The organism is Klebsiella sp. CTHL.F3a (genome assembly GCF_019890895.1).
Lineage (GTDB): Bacteria > Pseudomonadota > Gammaproteobacteria > Enterobacterales > Enterobacteriaceae > Klebsiella > Klebsiella grimontii.
Map to the genome: position 1 here is coordinate 4,532,760 of NZ_CP082360.1, position 16,352 is coordinate 4,549,111.

Annotated in this window: 15 protein-coding genes; 9 read left to right on the top strand and 6 right to left on the bottom strand. The window is 59.0% G+C overall.

Features of this window, described 5'->3' with window-relative positions:
* Positions 1–34: 34 nt before the first annotated feature.
* Positions 35–1,180, bottom strand: coding sequence for a porin (locus K7H21_RS21335; protein ID WP_123828384.1), 1,146 nt, complete (start codon positions 1,178–1,180; stop codon positions 35–37).
* Positions 1,181–1,389: 209 nt separating this feature from the next.
* Between K7H21_RS21335 and K7H21_RS21340 the strand changes: the two genes are divergently transcribed.
* Complete coding sequence (locus K7H21_RS21340; protein WP_004130003.1) at positions 1,390–1,695, top strand: monooxygenase; 306 nt, start codon at positions 1,390–1,392, stop codon at positions 1,693–1,695.
* Positions 1,696–1,952: 257 nt separating this feature from the next.
* Here the strand turns inward: K7H21_RS21340 and ybbP are convergent, their stop codons facing one another.
* Positions 1,953–4,370 (bottom strand): putative ABC transporter permease subunit YbbP, encoded by a 2,418-nt coding sequence (gene ybbP, locus K7H21_RS21345; protein ID WP_223035346.1) that lies wholly within the window; start codon positions 4,368–4,370, stop codon positions 1,953–1,955.
* Positions 4,367–5,053 carry a putative ABC transporter ATP-binding protein YbbA gene (ybbA, locus tag K7H21_RS21350; protein WP_024359143.1) on the bottom strand — a complete coding sequence of 229 codons (687 nt, stop codon included), beginning with the start codon at positions 5,051–5,053 and terminating at the stop codon, positions 4,367–4,369. The genes ybbP and ybbA overlap by 4 nt, the downstream gene beginning before the upstream one ends.
* On the opposite strand from ybbA, the gene tesA reads away from it, so the two are divergent.
* The 3 genes from tesA (at position 5,024) to K7H21_RS21365 (ending at position 7,362) form a co-directional block, all read left to right on the top strand.
* Positions 5,024–5,647: a multifunctional acyl-CoA thioesterase I/protease I/lysophospholipase L1 gene (gene tesA / locus K7H21_RS21355; RefSeq protein WP_014228230.1), complete on the top strand. Its 624-nt coding sequence runs from the start codon at positions 5,024–5,026 to the stop codon at positions 5,645–5,647. The genes ybbA and tesA overlap by 30 nt on opposite strands.
* Positions 5,637–6,446, top strand: coding sequence for an SDR family oxidoreductase (locus K7H21_RS21360; protein ID WP_162626042.1), 810 nt, complete (start codon positions 5,637–5,639; stop codon positions 6,444–6,446). Before tesA ends, K7H21_RS21360 begins: the two co-directional genes overlap by 11 nt.
* Before the next feature lie 61 nt (positions 6,447–6,507).
* Positions 6,508–7,362, top strand: coding sequence for a thioredoxin family protein (locus K7H21_RS21365; protein ID WP_004129990.1), 855 nt, complete (start codon positions 6,508–6,510; stop codon positions 7,360–7,362).
* Positions 7,363–7,458: 96 nt separating this feature from the next.
* Here K7H21_RS21365 and fetB read toward each other — a convergent pair whose 3' ends face one another.
* The gene (gene fetB / locus K7H21_RS21370) at positions 7,459–8,241 is read right to left on the bottom strand and encodes an iron efflux ABC transporter permease subunit FetB (protein WP_004129987.1); all 783 of its coding nucleotides are present in this window, start codon (positions 8,239–8,241) and stop codon (positions 7,459–7,461) included.
* Entirely contained in the window at positions 8,228–8,908 is a 681-nt protein-coding gene (gene fetA, locus K7H21_RS21375; protein WP_004129984.1) for an iron efflux ABC transporter ATP-binding subunit FetA, read from the bottom strand. Before fetA ends, fetB begins: the two co-directional genes overlap by 14 nt.
* 136 nt (positions 8,909–9,044) lie before the next feature.
* Here fetA and K7H21_RS21380 point away from each other — a divergent pair, with 136 nt between their 5' ends.
* The 4 genes from K7H21_RS21380 to K7H21_RS21395 are packed head-to-tail and all read left to right on the top strand — an operon-like array spanning position 9,045 to position 13,293.
* The gene (locus K7H21_RS21380) at positions 9,045–9,962 is read left to right on the top strand and encodes an SPFH domain-containing protein (RefSeq protein ID WP_004129981.1); all 918 of its coding nucleotides are present in this window, start codon (positions 9,045–9,047) and stop codon (positions 9,960–9,962) included.
* A complete protein-coding gene (locus K7H21_RS21385; protein WP_223035347.1) occupies positions 9,959–10,417 on the top strand; it encodes an NfeD family protein in 459 nt (152 codons plus the stop codon). Before K7H21_RS21380 ends, K7H21_RS21385 begins: the two co-directional genes overlap by 4 nt.
* A 21-nt stretch (positions 10,418–10,438) precedes the next feature.
* On the top strand, positions 10,439–12,607 hold the full coding sequence (locus K7H21_RS21390) for a PA5441 family protein (protein ID WP_223035348.1): 2,169 nt from the start codon (positions 10,439–10,441) through the stop codon (positions 12,605–12,607).
* Positions 12,577–13,293, top strand: a complete 717-nt coding sequence (locus K7H21_RS21395) for a DUF3142 domain-containing protein (protein ID WP_004129972.1) — start codon at positions 12,577–12,579, stop codon at positions 13,291–13,293. The genes K7H21_RS21390 and K7H21_RS21395 overlap by 31 nt, the downstream gene beginning before the upstream one ends.
* Here the strand turns inward: K7H21_RS21395 and cueR are convergent.
* The gene (gene cueR / locus K7H21_RS21400; protein WP_004129970.1) at positions 13,290–13,700 is read right to left on the bottom strand and encodes a Cu(I)-responsive transcriptional regulator; all 411 of its coding nucleotides are present in this window, start codon (positions 13,698–13,700) and stop codon (positions 13,290–13,292) included. The genes K7H21_RS21395 and cueR overlap by 4 nt on opposite strands.
* 105 nt (positions 13,701–13,805) lie before the next feature.
* On the opposite strand from cueR, the gene copA reads away from it, so the two are divergent.
* Complete coding sequence (gene copA, locus K7H21_RS21405; protein ID WP_223035349.1) at positions 13,806–16,307, top strand: copper-exporting P-type ATPase CopA; 2,502 nt, start codon at positions 13,806–13,808, stop codon at positions 16,305–16,307.
* Positions 16,308–16,352 lie beyond the last annotated feature (45 nt).

The following is a 16,352-nucleotide window of genomic DNA, read 5'->3' on the forward strand; positions in this document are numbered from 1 at the left end:
GGTAAGCGCAGCGCCACCGGGGAAGTGTCTGCGCTTAGAAGTCGTAGCGCAGACGCACCAGATTCATATCGCCCAGGTTATCGGTGCTCGACGTGAAGACGTGTTCATAATCGACGCGGAAACCATAATCCAGCTGGAAGCTCACGCCGACGCCGTTATCAATCCGCTGATAGTTGCGGCCGTTCACGTACTGCAGGCGGTCGCCCATAAAGTACGGCTGAATAGATTTCACCGCATACTGACCAATCGGGAATTTATAACCGGCAAAATACTCAATACCCCAGGCATCGCCGGCGAAGTAGTTATGAACATCGGTTTTTTTGGTGGTCAGGAAGTTCTGATACCAGCCGCCGCCGAAGGAGAAGGTCCAGTTATCCGGCATCCAGCTTAGCGCGGTACCGACGATATTCTGGTCATATGATTTGCTGTCCGAACTGGAGGGGTTACGCATATCGGCGCGGGTATAGTTCCACGCGGCGCCCCAGGTCAGATCCTTCATAATGTGGTAATCGGCGCCGATGGAGCCGCCGCCTTTACGCTTGTAGCGCAGGCCGTTGCCCGGCAGATATTCGCTGTCTTCGAATAAGTAAGAAGCGTAGAGATCGACATCGCCAACGGTTTTCTTGTATTTCAGCATATTGCGTGAGCGATAGGAGCCATCGTAGTCGCCGTTAATGCCGTTACCCGGCGCCTGGCCTATCATGTCGTAATCCCAGATATCGGTTTTTACCCCCACCACGTCGTAATAAACGCTGTTCTGCTGACCGTAAGTTAATGTCCCCCAGGTATCGCTTTTCAGGCCGGTATAGAGCATGCGGCGGCTGGTGTTATTCGCGCCTTCGGCGTAGTGGTTATCCCAGTCGAAGAGCGCCGGAATATTGACGCCCAGCTCGTAGTAGCTGATCCAGCTAATATCATCGAACAGATAGTAGTCGGCGGCGAAGCGGAAACGGGTGCCGCCGTCAAAACCGTTACGTTTATAAGAGCCTTTGTCTCCGTCGCCGGACATCATGTTGAACTGGGGACGGATGCTCCCGCCGACGGTAAAATTAAGCCGGCTTAACGGATCGCCTGCCTGCGGATCTTGTTTTAAAAGCGTTATTTCCGCCTGGGATGCAAAAGAGGTTAACGCCAGGGCTGCGCCGATCGTTATCGCCAGCGCTTTTATTTTATGAGCCATACTGTTTCCTTGATTAATAAGCAACCTTATATTTTCCAGTTGAATATTAACTGCGATTGAGTATGGCGTGTTGTTGAGTTTTTAATGTTTCGTGCGGTTAAAAATCAGTGACTTACCATTTCGTGCCCTTAAAAAAACTGTGGTTATCTTTTCATCGCCATGGCATTAAAATGGTCTATTACCGCGCAAACATCATCCATGGAGGAACTATGTCGAAAAAACTACTGCAGCTGCACTTTGCCTTTAATGGCCCCTTCGGCAGCGAGATGTCCCGCCAGCTCGTGGAGCTGGCCGAGTCTATCAATCAGGAACCGGGGTTTATCTGGAAGGTCTGGACGGAAAGCGAAAAGAATCAGGAGGCGGGCGGGATCTATCTTTTTGCGAATGAAGAAACCGCGCTCGCTTATCTCAGCAAGCATACCGCACGCCTGAAATCTCTCGGCGTGGATGACGTTATCTGCAAAATCTTCGACGTCAACGAGCCGCTCACCGTCTTGAACCACGGTCATCTGTAATAGCCACTCGCATCCGTACCGAGTCCCCCGGGTTGCGGCTGACGCCTTACCCGGGCTACTTTCCCGCAGACAGCCGTGAAACGGTAGCCCGGCTAAGCGCAGCGCAAACCGGGTGAAAACTCCGGGTTGCGGCTGACGCCTTACCCGGGCTACTTTCCCGCAGACAGCTGTGAAACGGTAGCCCGGCTAAGCGCAGCGCGAGCCGGGTGAAAACCCCGGGTCGCGGCTAACGCCTTACCCGGGCAACATAACTCATGCTATCCCTGACTAAACTGGCGGAACAGCGCCTTCCCTTTCAGCAGACGCAGCCCCAGCCAGCCGCCGCACAGCGAGAGCAGTATCGCCCCGCAGAGCGGCAGCATCACCCATAGCCGCCAGTCCGGAGACCACGGGAAGTCAAAGATTTTGCTTTGCAGCAGCGCCAGCGCCACCTCAGCGCCAATCGCCGCCACCACGCCGGACACCACGCCCAGCAGGGCGAACTCCGCCCACAGCGTGGTGCGCAGCAGCGCCTTTCCGGCTCCCAGCGTGCGCCAGACCACCAGCTCCTGATAACGCTGGCGCATTCCGACCTGCACCTGCGCCAGCAGCAGCAAAACGCCGCAGGCGGTGACCAAAATCACCATCACCTCAAGAGCGCGGCTTACCTGAGTCAGCACCTGGCCAATCTGCTGCAAAATCGCGCCAATATCCAGCAGGCTGACGGTGGGGAATTCGCGGTTGAGCTGCGTTAGCATCCCGTTGCCGTTATCCCAGCGGAAACTGGTGAGCCAGCTTTGCGGCTGCCCGTCGAGCGCCCCCTGCGGAAAGATAAAGAAGAAGTTTGGCCGCAGGCTCTCCCAGTCAACTTTGCGCACGCTGGTCACCTTCGCGCTAAACTCCTGAGTATCCCCGGTAAAGGTCACGCTATCGCCGAGCTTGACGCCCAGCCGCTGCGCCAGCCCCTCTTCAATCGAGACCTCGCCCGCTTTCGGCGGCCAGCTTCCGGCCACCAGCGGATTATGATCCGGCCGCTCGCGGCTCCAGGTGAGGTTAAGCTCGCGGTTCAGGGCTTCATCTTTATTGCCTTCCGTCGCCTGACCGTTGATTTGCGTCAGGCGGGCGCGCACGATGGGATAGAACTCAGTGGCGCGGGTCTGATGTTCGGCAAGGAAGGTTTTCACCGGCACCACCTGCTCCGGCGCGATATTGATCAGAAAGTAGTTAGGACTTTCCGGCGGCAGCTGCTGCTGCCAGCGATCGAGCAGATCGCCGCGCAGCACCAGCAGCAGGGCCAGCAGCATAAACGACAACGAAAAGGCCGCCAGCTGGCTCAGGGTAGACCACGGCTGGCGCAGCAGACGATTCACGGCCAGACGCAGCGGCAGCGCTTTTAACGTCAAACGCTTCAGCAGCCACAGAACGCCCCATCCCGCCAGGCCGCACACCAGCGCCAGCACCACGGCGCCCGCCAGCACCGCCCATAGCAGAGGGCTGCCGCCCATCAGCAGCGCCAGCAGCGCCACCACGACCAAGCACACCACGGGAACATAGAACTTGAGCGGCCAGACGTTAGCGACGACATCCTGGCGCAGTACCCGCAGCGGCAGCGTCGCCAGCAGCAGTCGATAGGGTCGCAGCCCGACCAGCAGGGAAATCACCACCATCGCGCCGATCGCCCACAGCCACGGCCAGCCGCTCGCCGCCGGCAGCGCCGCCGGGAGCACCGGCTTAAGCATCACCAGCAGAATATTTTCCAGCCCGACGCCCATCGCCCCGCCGGCAACCACCGCCATCGCCAGCAACATCAGCCACTGGCCGACAATCAGCTTGCGCAGCTGCGCCCGCCCGGCGCCGAGGGTTTTAAGGATCGCCACCAGATCGTAACGACTGCGGCAGTAATGGCTCATCGCCACCGCCACCGCGGCGACCGCCAACAGCAGCGTTAACAACGCCGACAGCAGCAAAAACTGCTGCGAGCGCTCCAGCGATTTACCCAGCGCGCTGTCGTCCTGCTCCAGGCCGATCCAGCGGTGTTCAGGCCCCAGCTTCGGCAACAGCCACTTTTCGTAGTCCGCCAGCTGCTGCGGGGTACCGGCGAACTTATAGCGCCAGGAAACGCGGCTGCCTGGCTGTACCGCGCCGGTTTTCGCCACGTCGGCGGTGTTCATCATTAGCCGCGGCGCCATCTGGAAGGGGTTAAATCCGGCATCCGGCTCCTGTATCACCTCCCCGGCAATGCGCAGCGTGGCGTCGCCCACGTCGATGGTGTCGCCGGTTTTCAGATTCAGCAGCGCCATTAATCGCGGCGCCAACAGCACGGTGCCGGCGTGCGGCTTCAGCCCCGGCGGCTGGGTCTGCAGCTGACCATACAACGGATAACTGTCGTCAACCGCTTTGACGTCCGCCAGTTGCGGCGTATCGCCGGAAAAGGTCATGGTGGCGAAGCCCAGCTGTTCGCCGACGGTTAAGCCAAGACGGCGCGCTTCGTCAATCCATGCGCCAGGGGCTTCGCGCGAGCTACGCAGCGTACGGTCGCCGGCCATAAATTCCCGGCTCTGCTGGCTGAGTCCTTTCTCCATGCGGTCGCTTATCGAGCCCAGCGCCAGCACGCAGGCCACCGCCAGGCTTAGCGCCAGCCAGACGATCAGCAGCGACGGCGAGCGCCATTCGCGCCAGAACCAGCGGGCGATCATGCTTCCTCCCGCAGCTGGCCATCTACCAGCCGCAGCCGCCGGTCGCAGCGCGCCGCCAGCAGCGGGTCGTGGGTCACCAGAATCAGCGTAGTGCCGTGCTCGCGGTTCAGCGAGAACAGCAGGTCGGCGATTTTATCCCCGGTGTGGCGGTCGAGGTTGCCGGTGGGTTCATCGGCGAACAGCAGCTCCGGGCGGCCGTTAAACGCGCGCGCCAGCGCCACCCGCTGCTGCTCGCCGCCGGAGAGCTGTACCGGCAGGTGATGCAGGCGTTTGCCCAGCCCCAACTGCTCCAGCAGTGCCCGGGCGCTGCCGCGGCTCTGGCTGTCGCTTTCACCGCGCAACAGCGCCGGAAGCTCGACGTTTTCCAGCGCATTGAGGGTGGGTATCAGCATAAAGGATTGAAACACAAAGCCGACGTGCTTTGCGCGCAGCTTCGCCCGCGCCTCTTCGTCCATCTGATGCAGCGGCTTGCCGAGCAGCGAGACTTCTCCACTGCTGCCGTCGTCCAGACCGGCGAGGATCGCCAGCAGCGTCGACTTACCGGAACCCGACTCGCCAATCAGGGCGATGGTTTGCCCTTGTTTGACAACCAGCTCAACTCCGGTAAGGATGGAAAGCTGATGCTCACCCTGACCGACGGATTTCTTAAGATGATGAACTTCAAGTATGTTTTCCGCTGGCATTTGCCTTTCCTGTTTCTGGTCCTGTTTACCTGCCGCGCGATGGCGGCCGACACGCTGTTGGTTCTCGGCGACAGTCTGAGCGCCGGTTATCGCATGGCGGGCAATACCGCCTGGCCTGCGCTGCTTAACGATAAGTGGCAGACCAAAACGCCGGTAGTTAACGCCAGCATCAGCGGCGATACCTCGCAGCAGGGGCTGGCAAGGCTGCCGGCCCTGCTTAAGCAGCATCAGCCGCGCTGGGTGCTGGTGGAGCTCGGCGGTAACGACGGACTGCGCGGTTTCCCCCCGCAGCAGACGGAACAGACGCTGCGCACTATTATTGAGCATATCAAAGCGGCGAACGCCCAACCGCTGCTGATGCAAATTCGCCTGCCCGCCAACTATGGCCGCCGTTATAATGAAGCCTTTAGCGCAATCTACCCGGCACTGGCCAAAGAGTTTGATATTCCTCTGCTGCCCTTTTTTATGGAAGAGGTTTATCTGAAACCGCAGTGGATGCAGGACGATGGAATTCATCCTAATCGCGACGCCCAGCCGTTTATCGCCGACTGGATGGCGACGCGTTTGGCTCCCTTAGTTAATCATGACTCCTGATAACAGCGAGTCATTCGCAGGTAAAGTTATGCAAAAATCGGTTTTAGTTACAGGATGTTCCAGCGGAATTGGTCTTGAAAGCGCCCTTGATTTAAAGCGCCAGGGCTTTAACGTGCTGGCCGCCTGCCGCAAAGCGGAAGATGTCGCGCGGATGCAGGAGCTGGGGCTGACCGGTGTTATGTTGGATCTTGACGATCCGCAGAGCGTTGAGCGCGCCGCCGCCGAGGTGATTGCCCTGACCGACAACCGCCTGTACGGCCTGTTTAACAACGCGGGCTACGGCGTCTACGGCCCGTTGCCGACCATCAGCCGCCAGCAGATGGAGCAGCAGTTTTCCGCTAACTTTTTCGGCGCCCATCAGCTAACGATGCTGCTGCTTCCAGCCATGGAGCCGCACGGCGAGGGGCGTATCGTGATGACCTCATCGGTGATGGGAATCATCTCCAGCCCCGGCCGCGGCGCCTATGCGGCGAGTAAATACGCGCTGGAGGCCTGGTCCGATGCGCTGCGCATGGAGCTGCGTCACAGCGGGATCAAGGTCAGCCTGATTGAACCGGGCCCCATCCGCACCCGTTTCACCAACAACGTCAATCAGACCCAGGCCGACAAGCCGGTGGAAAATCCCGGTATCGCCGCCCGCTTTACTCTCGGGCCGGAAGCGGTGGTGGAAAAAGTGCGCCATGCTTTTGTCAGCGATAAACCGAAACTGCGCTATCCGGTAACCCTGGTGACGCACGCGGTCGCCCTGCTTAAGCGGCTGCTGCCGACCCGCGCGATGGACAAAATTATCCAGGGCTGAGTTGAAGCACCTGCCGCCGTCCCCATATATCTATACAAATATCGATTAAAGAGACTTGCTCATGTCCGCACAGAATATCGTCAATATTACCGAAGCTAACCTACACCAGACGCTGCAGCAGTCCGCTGCGACGCCGGTACTGTTCTATTTCTGGTCCGCGCGCAGCCAACATTGCGAGCAGCTAACGCCTGTGCTGGAGAGCCTGGCCGCCCAGTACAACGGCCTGTTTACCCTCGCTAAAGTCGACTGCGACGCCGAACAGATGCTGGCTTCACAGTTTGGCCTGCGCGCTATCCCTACGGTTTACCTGTTCCAGAACGGTCAGCCGGTCGACGGATTCGAAGGCCCGCAGCCAGAAGAAGCGGTTCGCGCGCTGCTGGATAAGTTCCTGCCGCGCGAAGAGGAGCTCAAGGCGCAGCAGGCGCTGGCGCTGATGGAGGAAGAGAACTACGCCGAAGCCCTGCCGCTGCTGAAAGATGCCTGGCAGCTGTCGAACCAGGAGAGCCAGATTGGCCTGCTGCTGGCGGAAACGCTGATTGCCCTGCACCGTTCCGATGAGGCGGAAACCGTACTGAAAACCGTGCCGCTGCAGGATCAGGATACCCGCTATCAGGGGCTGGTGGCGCAAATCGAGCTGCTGAAAAAAGCCGCCGACACGCCGGAAATTCAGCAGCTGCAGCAGCAGGTTGAGCTGAACCCGCAAGACGCGGCGCTGGCCTCCCAGCTGGCATTACAGCTGCATCAGGTAGGGCGTAACGAAGAGGCGCTGGCGCTGCTATTCAGCCATCTACAAAAAGATTTAGGCGCCGGAAACGGCGAAGTGCGCAAAATGCTCCAGGAGATCCTCTCCGCGCTGGGCACCGGCGACGCGCTGGCCGCGAAGTACCGCCGCCAGCTCTACTCTTTGCTTTATTAATCGTAAAGCCCCCGGCTCGCGCTGCGCTAAGCCGGGCTACAGACTGGATGATCTTGTCGCCCGGGTAAGGCGTTTACGCCGCAACCCGGGGAACGCTTACGCGCGTTTTTTCAGCTGCGTCACCACCAGCTGATGGCGGGCGTTAAAGAACTTCAGGTAGGTCAGATACCCGGCGATAATCGTTGACAGGCTGGCGGTAGAGAGCAGCATAAACGTCACCATAATCTGGTACTTAATCGCTTTTACTGGATCAATCCCGGCGAAAATCAGCCCCGACATCATCCCCGGCAGGCTCACCAGCCCTACCGTTTTCGCTGAATCCACCGTCGGGATCAGCGCGGCGCGAATGCTATCGCGGATCAGCCTCGCGGAAGCCATCTTCGGCGTTGCGCCCAGGCTCAGCTTCTCCTGAATCTGCTGCTGCTCGCTGCTAAACCGCTGCCCCATATTGTTGTAGCACAGCCCGACCGCCACCATCGCGTTGCCTGCCACCATCCCGGCGATCGGAATGACCTGCATCGGCACAAACGCAATCGACCCGGAAAAAACCAGCACCGCCAGAGTTAACCCGGCGCCGGTGGTTATCGCGATAAACGAAGAAACAAAGGCTTTGTCGATATATTTGCTGCGCTTTTTCGCATTCCACGCCGCGTTAAAGCAGATAAACAGCACCATCAGCAGCGTCAGCACGGCGTGATTAACGTTAAAGATATATTTCAGCACGTAGCCGACGATAATCAGCTGTACAATCGCCCGACAAATGCTCCAGATAATATCTTTTTCCAGCGCCAGCTTTTCCCGGTAGCTAACCACAATCGCCACCAGCACCAGAACCATCGAGAGCGCCAACGACTCGTTGGTAATATTATGCCCGTTCATTTTTTTGCTCCTCCTGCGCTTTGCCGCCGGCAGGCTGGAGCGTAATCACTTCATCCGCATGGGCAATTTCATTGCTATCGTGAGTCACCCACAGAACGGCGATATTTTTTTCGCTCGCATAGCGGTGAATAATCTCATTCACATTTTTTTTATTGCTCTCGTCCAGCGCGCTGGTTATTTCATCAAGCAGCAGCACCTGCGGTAAAAACTGCAGATTGCGAATCAACGAAACGCGCTGCTTTTCCCCGCCTGACAGCTCGTTAATGGATTTTTCCAGCGTATTTTTCGCCAGACCGAAGCGGGCAAGATCGGCCACCAGCGCCTTAGGATCCGGCTGTTTTTGACGGATCTGCCACGGGAAGACCAAGTTGTCATACACCGAATCACCGAACAGCGCCGGGGTTTGCGCGCAGTAGGAAACCTGCTGGCGATAGGTTTCCGGCGTTAAGTCATTAATATCTTTACCGGCGAAGAAAATGCTTCCCGCGGTGGGGCTTTGCAGCGAAGCGATTATTTTTAATAACGTGCTTTTTCCACAGCCGGAAGGTCCGGTAATCAGCTTAAATTCCCCTGCTCTGAGCTGAAAACTAATCTCATTAAGGATGGTCACCCCATCGGCCTTAAAGCCCACGTTCTCCAGGCGCAAAATAGCGTTACTTTCGGTCATTATTATTCCCAGTTTTTCGACAACGCCTCTAGTTTACTCCACTTTTCTTTCACCCGGATGCGCGGAAAGATATACTCTGGTTAAACGCGCGCCACTCTCCCGGCGCATCAACAGGCAACAAGACAGGAGGTTTTTGATGCTGATTTTTATCCCCATTCTTATTTTCGTCGCGCTGGTTATCGTCGGAGCGGCGGTAAAAATCGTTCCTCAGGGCTACCAGTGGACGGTAGAGCGCTTTGGCCGCTATACGCAAACGCTGCAGCCGGGTATGAGCCTGGTGGTGCCCTTTATGGATCGTATCGGGCGCAAAATTAATATGATGGAGCAGGTGCTCGATATCCCCTCGCAGGAAGTCATCTCCCGCGATAATGCCAACGTCACCATTGATGCGGTGTGTTTTATTCAGGTCATCGACGCGCCGAAGGCCGCTTACGAAGTCAGCAACCTCGAGCTGGCGATCATCAACCTGACCATGACCAACATTCGTACCGTGCTGGGCTCGATGGAGCTGGACGAAATGCTCTCCCAGCGCGACAGCATCAACACCCGTCTGCTGCATATTGTCGATGAAGCGACCAACCCGTGGGGCATCAAAATCACCCGCGTTGAGATCCGCGACGTACGCCCGCCGGCTGAGCTTATCGCCTCAATGAACGCCCAGATGAAAGCCGAGCGGACGAAGCGCGCCTATATTCTCGAGGCTGAAGGGATACGTCAGGCGGAAATTTTAAAAGCCGAGGGCGAGAAGCAGTCGCAGATCCTCAAAGCCGAAGGCGAGCGTCAGTCGGCGTTTTTACAGGCAGAGGCGCGCGAACGTTCCGCGGAAGCCGAAGCGCGCGCTACGCAGATGGTCTCATCCGCTATCGCCTCCGGCGACATTCAGGCCATCAACTACTTTGTCGCGCAGAAATATACCGATGCGCTGCAGCAAATTGGCGCGGCCAACAACAGTAAAGTGGTGCTGATGCCGCTCGACGCCAGCAGCCTGATGGGCTCTATCGCCGGGATCGGCGAGCTGCTTAAAGAAGGCGCTGGCGCGCAGAAAAAATCATGATCGCGCTAATTCTCGCCCACCCGCATATTTTCTGGCTCAGCCTCGGCGGACTGCTGCTGGCGGCGGAAATGCTCGGCGGCAACGGTTATCTGCTGTGGAGCGGCATTGCCGGCGTCGTGACCGGGCTGCTGGTCTGGATGCTGCCGTTGAGCTGGGAGTGGCAGGGCGCGCTGTTCGCCGTGCTGACCCTGCTGGCGGCCTGGCTATGGTCGCGCTGGCTGCGTAACCGCGTTAAGCGCCAGAAGCCGGCGGAGGCTCAGCTTAATCAGCGCGGGCAGCAGCTGCTTGGCCGCCGCTTTACGCTGGAAACGGCGCTGGTTAACGGCCGCGGACACGTCCGCGTGGGCGACAGTTCATGGCCGGTCATTGCCGATGACGACCTCGCTGCGGGCAGCAAGGTTGAAGTGGTCGCCATCGAAGGCATAACCCTACATATAAGAGTCGTATCGCAATAATCACGCCACAGGACATCCGTCATGGTCAGGAAGACAACGTTTACCCTTTCGCTCTGCGCCCTGCTCGCGTCAGCCGCTCAGGCATTTGCTTCTGCTGATATCGAAGATTGCTCGTGGAGCGACCCGCTATGCCTGTTAAAAGGCGAACCTGTACTGACGCCGGGAAATGACTCGCGCGACAACTTACTGCGCCTGCTGAGCGAAGCGAAATCTTTCGCTCTGCCCGTTCAGGCCATTCCCGCTGATGTCAGCCGTACCCGCGATGTTTACTTCGCCTGGCATCCTGAGTGGGATAGTGCGCCGCCGCCCCCCGCGCCGCCGGCGCAACGCGAAGATGAAACCTTCATCCAACAAATGACGGCGCTGAATATCGACCCCGCGCAGGTCATGCCAGCCAATTCGGCTGAACGGCTGGGAACATCCGACTATGAACTGGAAAACCGCTTTGTCAGCAACACCCTTGCCGCCGTCAGCCAGTTCAACGCCGCCCTGCTCGCCGCGCCCTCTCTAACTCCGCAGCAGCGTCATGACCTGGCGCTGGCGCGGTTGAAACTGTTTTATGGCGCCACTATCACCGCCGTCGCTGATATCCTCAATAGCTTCCCGGCAGATGCGGACGCCGACTTATTCGCTTATTACCTTTCCGGCATCGCCCACTTCTATGGCGGCAATTACACCGCCGCGACCCACGATTTCACCCTGTTGCTGGAGAGTCAGCAGCCCTGGCTGACCGAGACCGCGCAATATATGCTGATGCGCACGGCGCTCAACAAAAGTAGCCAGAACAGCGTCGGGCAGTACGGCGATTTTGATATTGCACGCATCAATCGTGATGATGCCGCACAGGCGCAAAAAGAAGCACAAACCTATTTGCAACGCTGGCCCGCAGGGCTTTATGCCGACTCCGCGCGCAATATGCTGCGCCGCATTAACTGGTATCTCCAGGCGTGGCCTCAGCTGGCCGGACTCTATGAGCAGGCCTTCCGGCAGGCTGCCGACGCCGGGGAACTGCGTAGACTGGTGAGTGAATATGATAATGTCTTCGGCATGCCGTTCTACGCGCAGCCCGTTCTGGCAGCATTCCCGGACGCCCCTCAGGTCAGCTATGTCGAGCTTCTCCGCGCCCTGCGCCTGAATGCTGATAATAAGCCAACCTTAACCCAGGCACAGCTTGACGCCAGCAAAGCGGCGTTTGAGAAGAGCGGAAATCTGCCGCTGTGGCGCGACCTGCAGCTGCAGCTGTGGAACGCGACGGGCAACGATGCCGCCATCCTGCAGGCTGTCACGCCGGCGAAAACGCTGCCGTCGAATGATATTCTCGCCTTCAGCGAACAGGTCCTCTACGGCGAAGCGCTAATGGGACAAACACAGTGGCCCGCGGCGCGCGATTTTTGGCGGCAGCTGCTACAACTTAGCCACAACCCCGAGCAACAGCAGTATATCCAGGCAAAACTGGCGGCAACGCTGGTCTACAGCGGTAACGCAGCGGCTATCTTTGCCGCCGATAGCCCGGTGACCAATCTACGCTTTCGCTCCCGAGTGCTGAAAACCCAGGCCTCGCCTGAACTGCTACGCCAACAGGCGGCCAACGGTCCCAATAACGAAGAACGTACTATCGCTCTGCATACGCTGCTGGTGCGGGACCTCACGGAAAGTCGTTTCAGCGACTGGCTGAACGACAAAAAGCTCGCCACCGCCATTACCCAGCCGGTAATCAGCGAGGCCTTTAACGACGTCAACCTTAGCAGCTTCGACTGGGATGGCGAGGCGACCGAAGCCGGTTATGCCTGCCGCAGCCTGGATGACACCGTCAACGTGCTCAGTAAAAACGCCGACGACGCCCATGCGCTTAACTGCCTGGGCGAGTTCTTCCGCACCACGCAGACGCATGTTGATCTGTGGAAAGACCAATCCGGCAACGATATGCTTGAGGCCGCCATCAACCGCCAGCAGCCTCTGGGACAGTACGATCGCCAACGCTATTACCAGCAGATTATCACCTCGCCAAAAGCGGAGCCGGAAGATAAAAGCTATGCGCTCTATCGGGCGATTCTCTGTTACGCCCCCTCCGGTAGCAACGAATGTGGCGGCGAAGATGTCGAAAAGCTGCAGCGTAAGGGCTGGTTCACGCAGTTGAAAACGCAGTATCCGGGAAGCCCGTGGGCGCAAAAACTCAAATATTACTGGTAATCGCGCTGCTGTCCGGGTCAGCGCAGGCGGCGGAGCACGTGGATGCGCGCCAGCATTCCGCCTTCTGGCTGTGGTCCGGGGTAAAAGCCAGCAACGATCTGCAGAACGCCCAGACGGTGTATCTGCATCAGGGCGAGGTGCTGACGCGTTCGGGCGAGGTCATATTCCAGCGCCTCGGCCTGCCGGTCAGCCGCCTGACGTTTCCCGCAATCTGGCTTACCGTCCGGTTTACCACACTTGATGTGCCGCAGACGATTGTGCCGCGGATCGTACGCCTGATGCAGCGTTGGCGGGCGGCTGGCAATCAGGTGGTTGGTCTGCAGGTTGATTTTGACGCAGCCACATATCAGCTCGTCGACTACGCCCAGTTTTTGCAACAGCTACGCCAGCAACTGCCGCCAGAGTTCGCGCTAGGGGTAACGGGCCTGCTGGACTGGGCTAAAACCGGCGATATTGCCACCCTGAACGCGCTTGCGGTTGATGAACTGGTGGTGCAAAGCTATCAAGGACGCCACACGGTGGCGAATTATCAGGTCTATCTCCCCGCGCTCAGCCGGCTGCGTATCCCGTTCAAACTCGGGCTGGTGCAAAACGGCAGTCGCGATCGGCAGGCGGAAATGCAGCTGAATGACTCTCCCTACTACCGCGGCACGGTGGTCTTTATGCTCAATCCGGCGCGGCGTTAAGCCTGCGCCTTGCGGTGACAGCAGCCCGAGAGATTATCGATGATCGGGCAATCCGCGCTGTCATCGCCGGGGCAGGAGTCCGCCAGCGCCAGCAGATGCGCGCGCATGCCCTGCAGCTCGCTGATATGGCGCTCAATGTCCGCCACTTTCTCCAGCGTCCGGCGTTTCACGTCGGCGCTGTGCCGCGACGGATCGTTAAACAGAAATATCAGCTCACGGCACTCTTCCAGATTAAACCCCACCTGGCGCGCCTGGCGCAGCAGAGTCAGTTCATCCAGATGCTGCTGGCTGTAGCTGCGGTAACCGTTTTCGCTACGCAGCGGCGGCGTCACCAGCCCTTTCTCTTCGTAAAAACGGATCGCTTTACTGGTTAAGCCGGTTTTTTTCGCCACATCGCTAATATTCATCTTTCCCCCTTGACCTTCCCCTTGCTGGAAGGTTTAACCTTGCTAATACTCGATGAAAGAGTGTGTTCGGTCAATCATTAACCGGAAATTATTCAGGAGTTATTTATGTCTAACACTATCGACCTTGCGCTGGATGGCCTCTCCTGCGGCCACTGCGTTAAACGGGTAAAAGAGAGCCTGGAACAACGTCCCGACGTTGAGCAGGCGGAAGTGACCGTTACCGAAGCTCACGTGACGGGCAGCGCCAGCGCGGAAGCGCTGATTGAGACCATTAAACAGGCCGGATACGGCGCGGAGCTCAGCCACCCAAAGGCTAAACCGCTGGCAGAATCATCAATCCCGCCGGAAGCACTGACAGCGGCCACCTCTGAGCTTCCGGCAGCCCGTGACGAAGATGACAGCCAGCAGCTGTTGATCAACGGCATGAGCTGCGCCAGTTGCGTATCCCGGGTTCAAAACGCGCTCGCCGCGGTGCCGGGCGTCTCACAGGCGCGGGTTAACCTGGCGGAACGCACTGCGCTGGTGATGGGCAGCGCGTCCGCCGCAGAATTAGTCCAGGCCGTAGAGAAAGCGGGCTACGGCGCGGAAGCCATCGAAGATGACCTCGAACGCCGCGAGCGCCAGCAGGAAACCGCCGTCGCCACCATGAAGCGCTTCCGCTGGCAGGCTATCGTCGCCCTGCTGGTCGGTATCCCGGTGATGGGTTGGGGGATGATCGGCGACAACATGATGGTCAGCGATGATAACCGATCCCTGTGGCTGGCTATCGGGGTTGTCACGCTGGCGGTGATGGTCTTTGCCGGCGGCCATTTCTACCGCAGCGCGTGGAAAAGCCTGAAAAACGGCACCGCGACGATGGATACGCTGGTGGCGCTGGGTACCGGCGTCGCCTGGCTCTATTCAATGAGCGTCAACCTGTGGCCGCAGTGGTTTCCGATGGAAGCGCGCCACCTCTATTATGAAGCCAGCGCGATGATTATCGGTCTGATTAACCTCGGCCATATGCTGGAAGCCCGCGCGCGTCAGCGCTCTTCGAAAGCGCTGGAAAAACTACTCGATTTAACCCCGCCGTCAGCGCGGGTGGTCACCGACGAAGGCGAAAAAGATCTGCCGCTGGCGGAGGTTCAGGCGGGAATGACCCTGCGCCTGACCACCGGCGATCGCGTACCGGTCGATGGCGTCATTAGCCATGGCGAAGCCTGGTTCGACGAAGCGATGCTCACCGGCGAGCCGGTACCGCAGCAAAAAGGCGACGGTGACGCCGTTCATGCCGGGACCGTGGTGCAGGACGGCAGCGTACTGTTTACCGCCAGCGCCGTCGGCAGTCAAACCACGCTGGCGCGCATTATCCGCATGGTGCGCCAGGCGCAAAGCAGTAAACCGGAAATCGGCCAATTGGCGGACAAAATCTCTGCCGTGTTCGTCCCGGCGGTCGTGGCGATAGCCCTGTTCAGCGCCGCGATCTGGTACTTTTTTGGCCCGGCGCCGCAAATTGTCTATACCCTGGTGATCGCCACCACGGTGCTGATTATCGCCTGTCCGTGCGCCCTGGGGCTGGCGACACCGATGTCGATTATCTCCGGCGTGGGTCGCGCGGCGGAATACGGCGTACTGGTACGCGACGCCGATGCACTACAGCGCGCCAGCACCCTCGATACGCTGGTCTTCGATAAAACCGGTACCCTCACCGAGGGTAAACCGCAGGTGGTGGCGATAAAAACCTTTACCGCTATGGATGAATCCACCGCTCTGCGTCTGGCGGCCTCTCTGGAGCAAGGTTCCAGCCACCCGCTGGCGCGCGCCATCCTCGACAAAGCCGCAGACCAACGCCTGCCTGCGGTAGATAATTTCCGCACGCTGCGCGGGCTGGGCGTTAGCGGCGAAGCCGAAGGCCGCCGTCTTCTGCTCGGCAACCAGGCGCTGCTGACTGAGCACAAGATTGCAACGGCTGAAATAGAAGACGACATGACCGCCCAGGCGTCACAGGGTGCGACGCCGGTACTGCTGGCGGTGGATGGTCAGGCGGCGGCGCTGTTCGCCATCCGCGATCCGCTGCGCGAAGATAGCGTGGCGGCATTAGCCAGGCTGCACCGCCAGGGCTATCGGCTGGTGATGCTGACTGGAGATAACCCCACCACCGCCAACGCTATCGCCAAAGAGGCAGGCATTGATGAGGTGATTGCCGGGGTGCTGCCGGACGGTAAAGCCGATGCGATTAAGCGCCTGCAAAGCCAGGGGCACCAGGTAGCGATGATCGGCGACGGTATCAACGATGCGCCCGCGCTGGCGCAGGCCGATGTGGGCATCGCCATGGGCGGCGGCAGCGATGTCGCCATTGAGACGGCAGCTATCACCCTGATGCGCCATAGCCTGAACGGCGTCGCCGATGCGCTGGACATCGCCAAAGCCACGCTGCGTAATATGAAGCAGAACCTGCTGGGGGCATTTATTTATAACTCGCTGGGCATTCCGATTGCCGCCGGGATCCTGTGGCCGCTGACCGGAACGCTGCTCAACCCGGTGGTGGCGGGCGCGGCCATGGCGCTCTCTTCAATTACCGTCGTGAGCAACGCCAACCGTCTGCTGCGCTTTAAGCCGAAAGAGTAGATGTTGTATCCCATACGCGCTAGCATGAAGCCTTCACTTCATGGA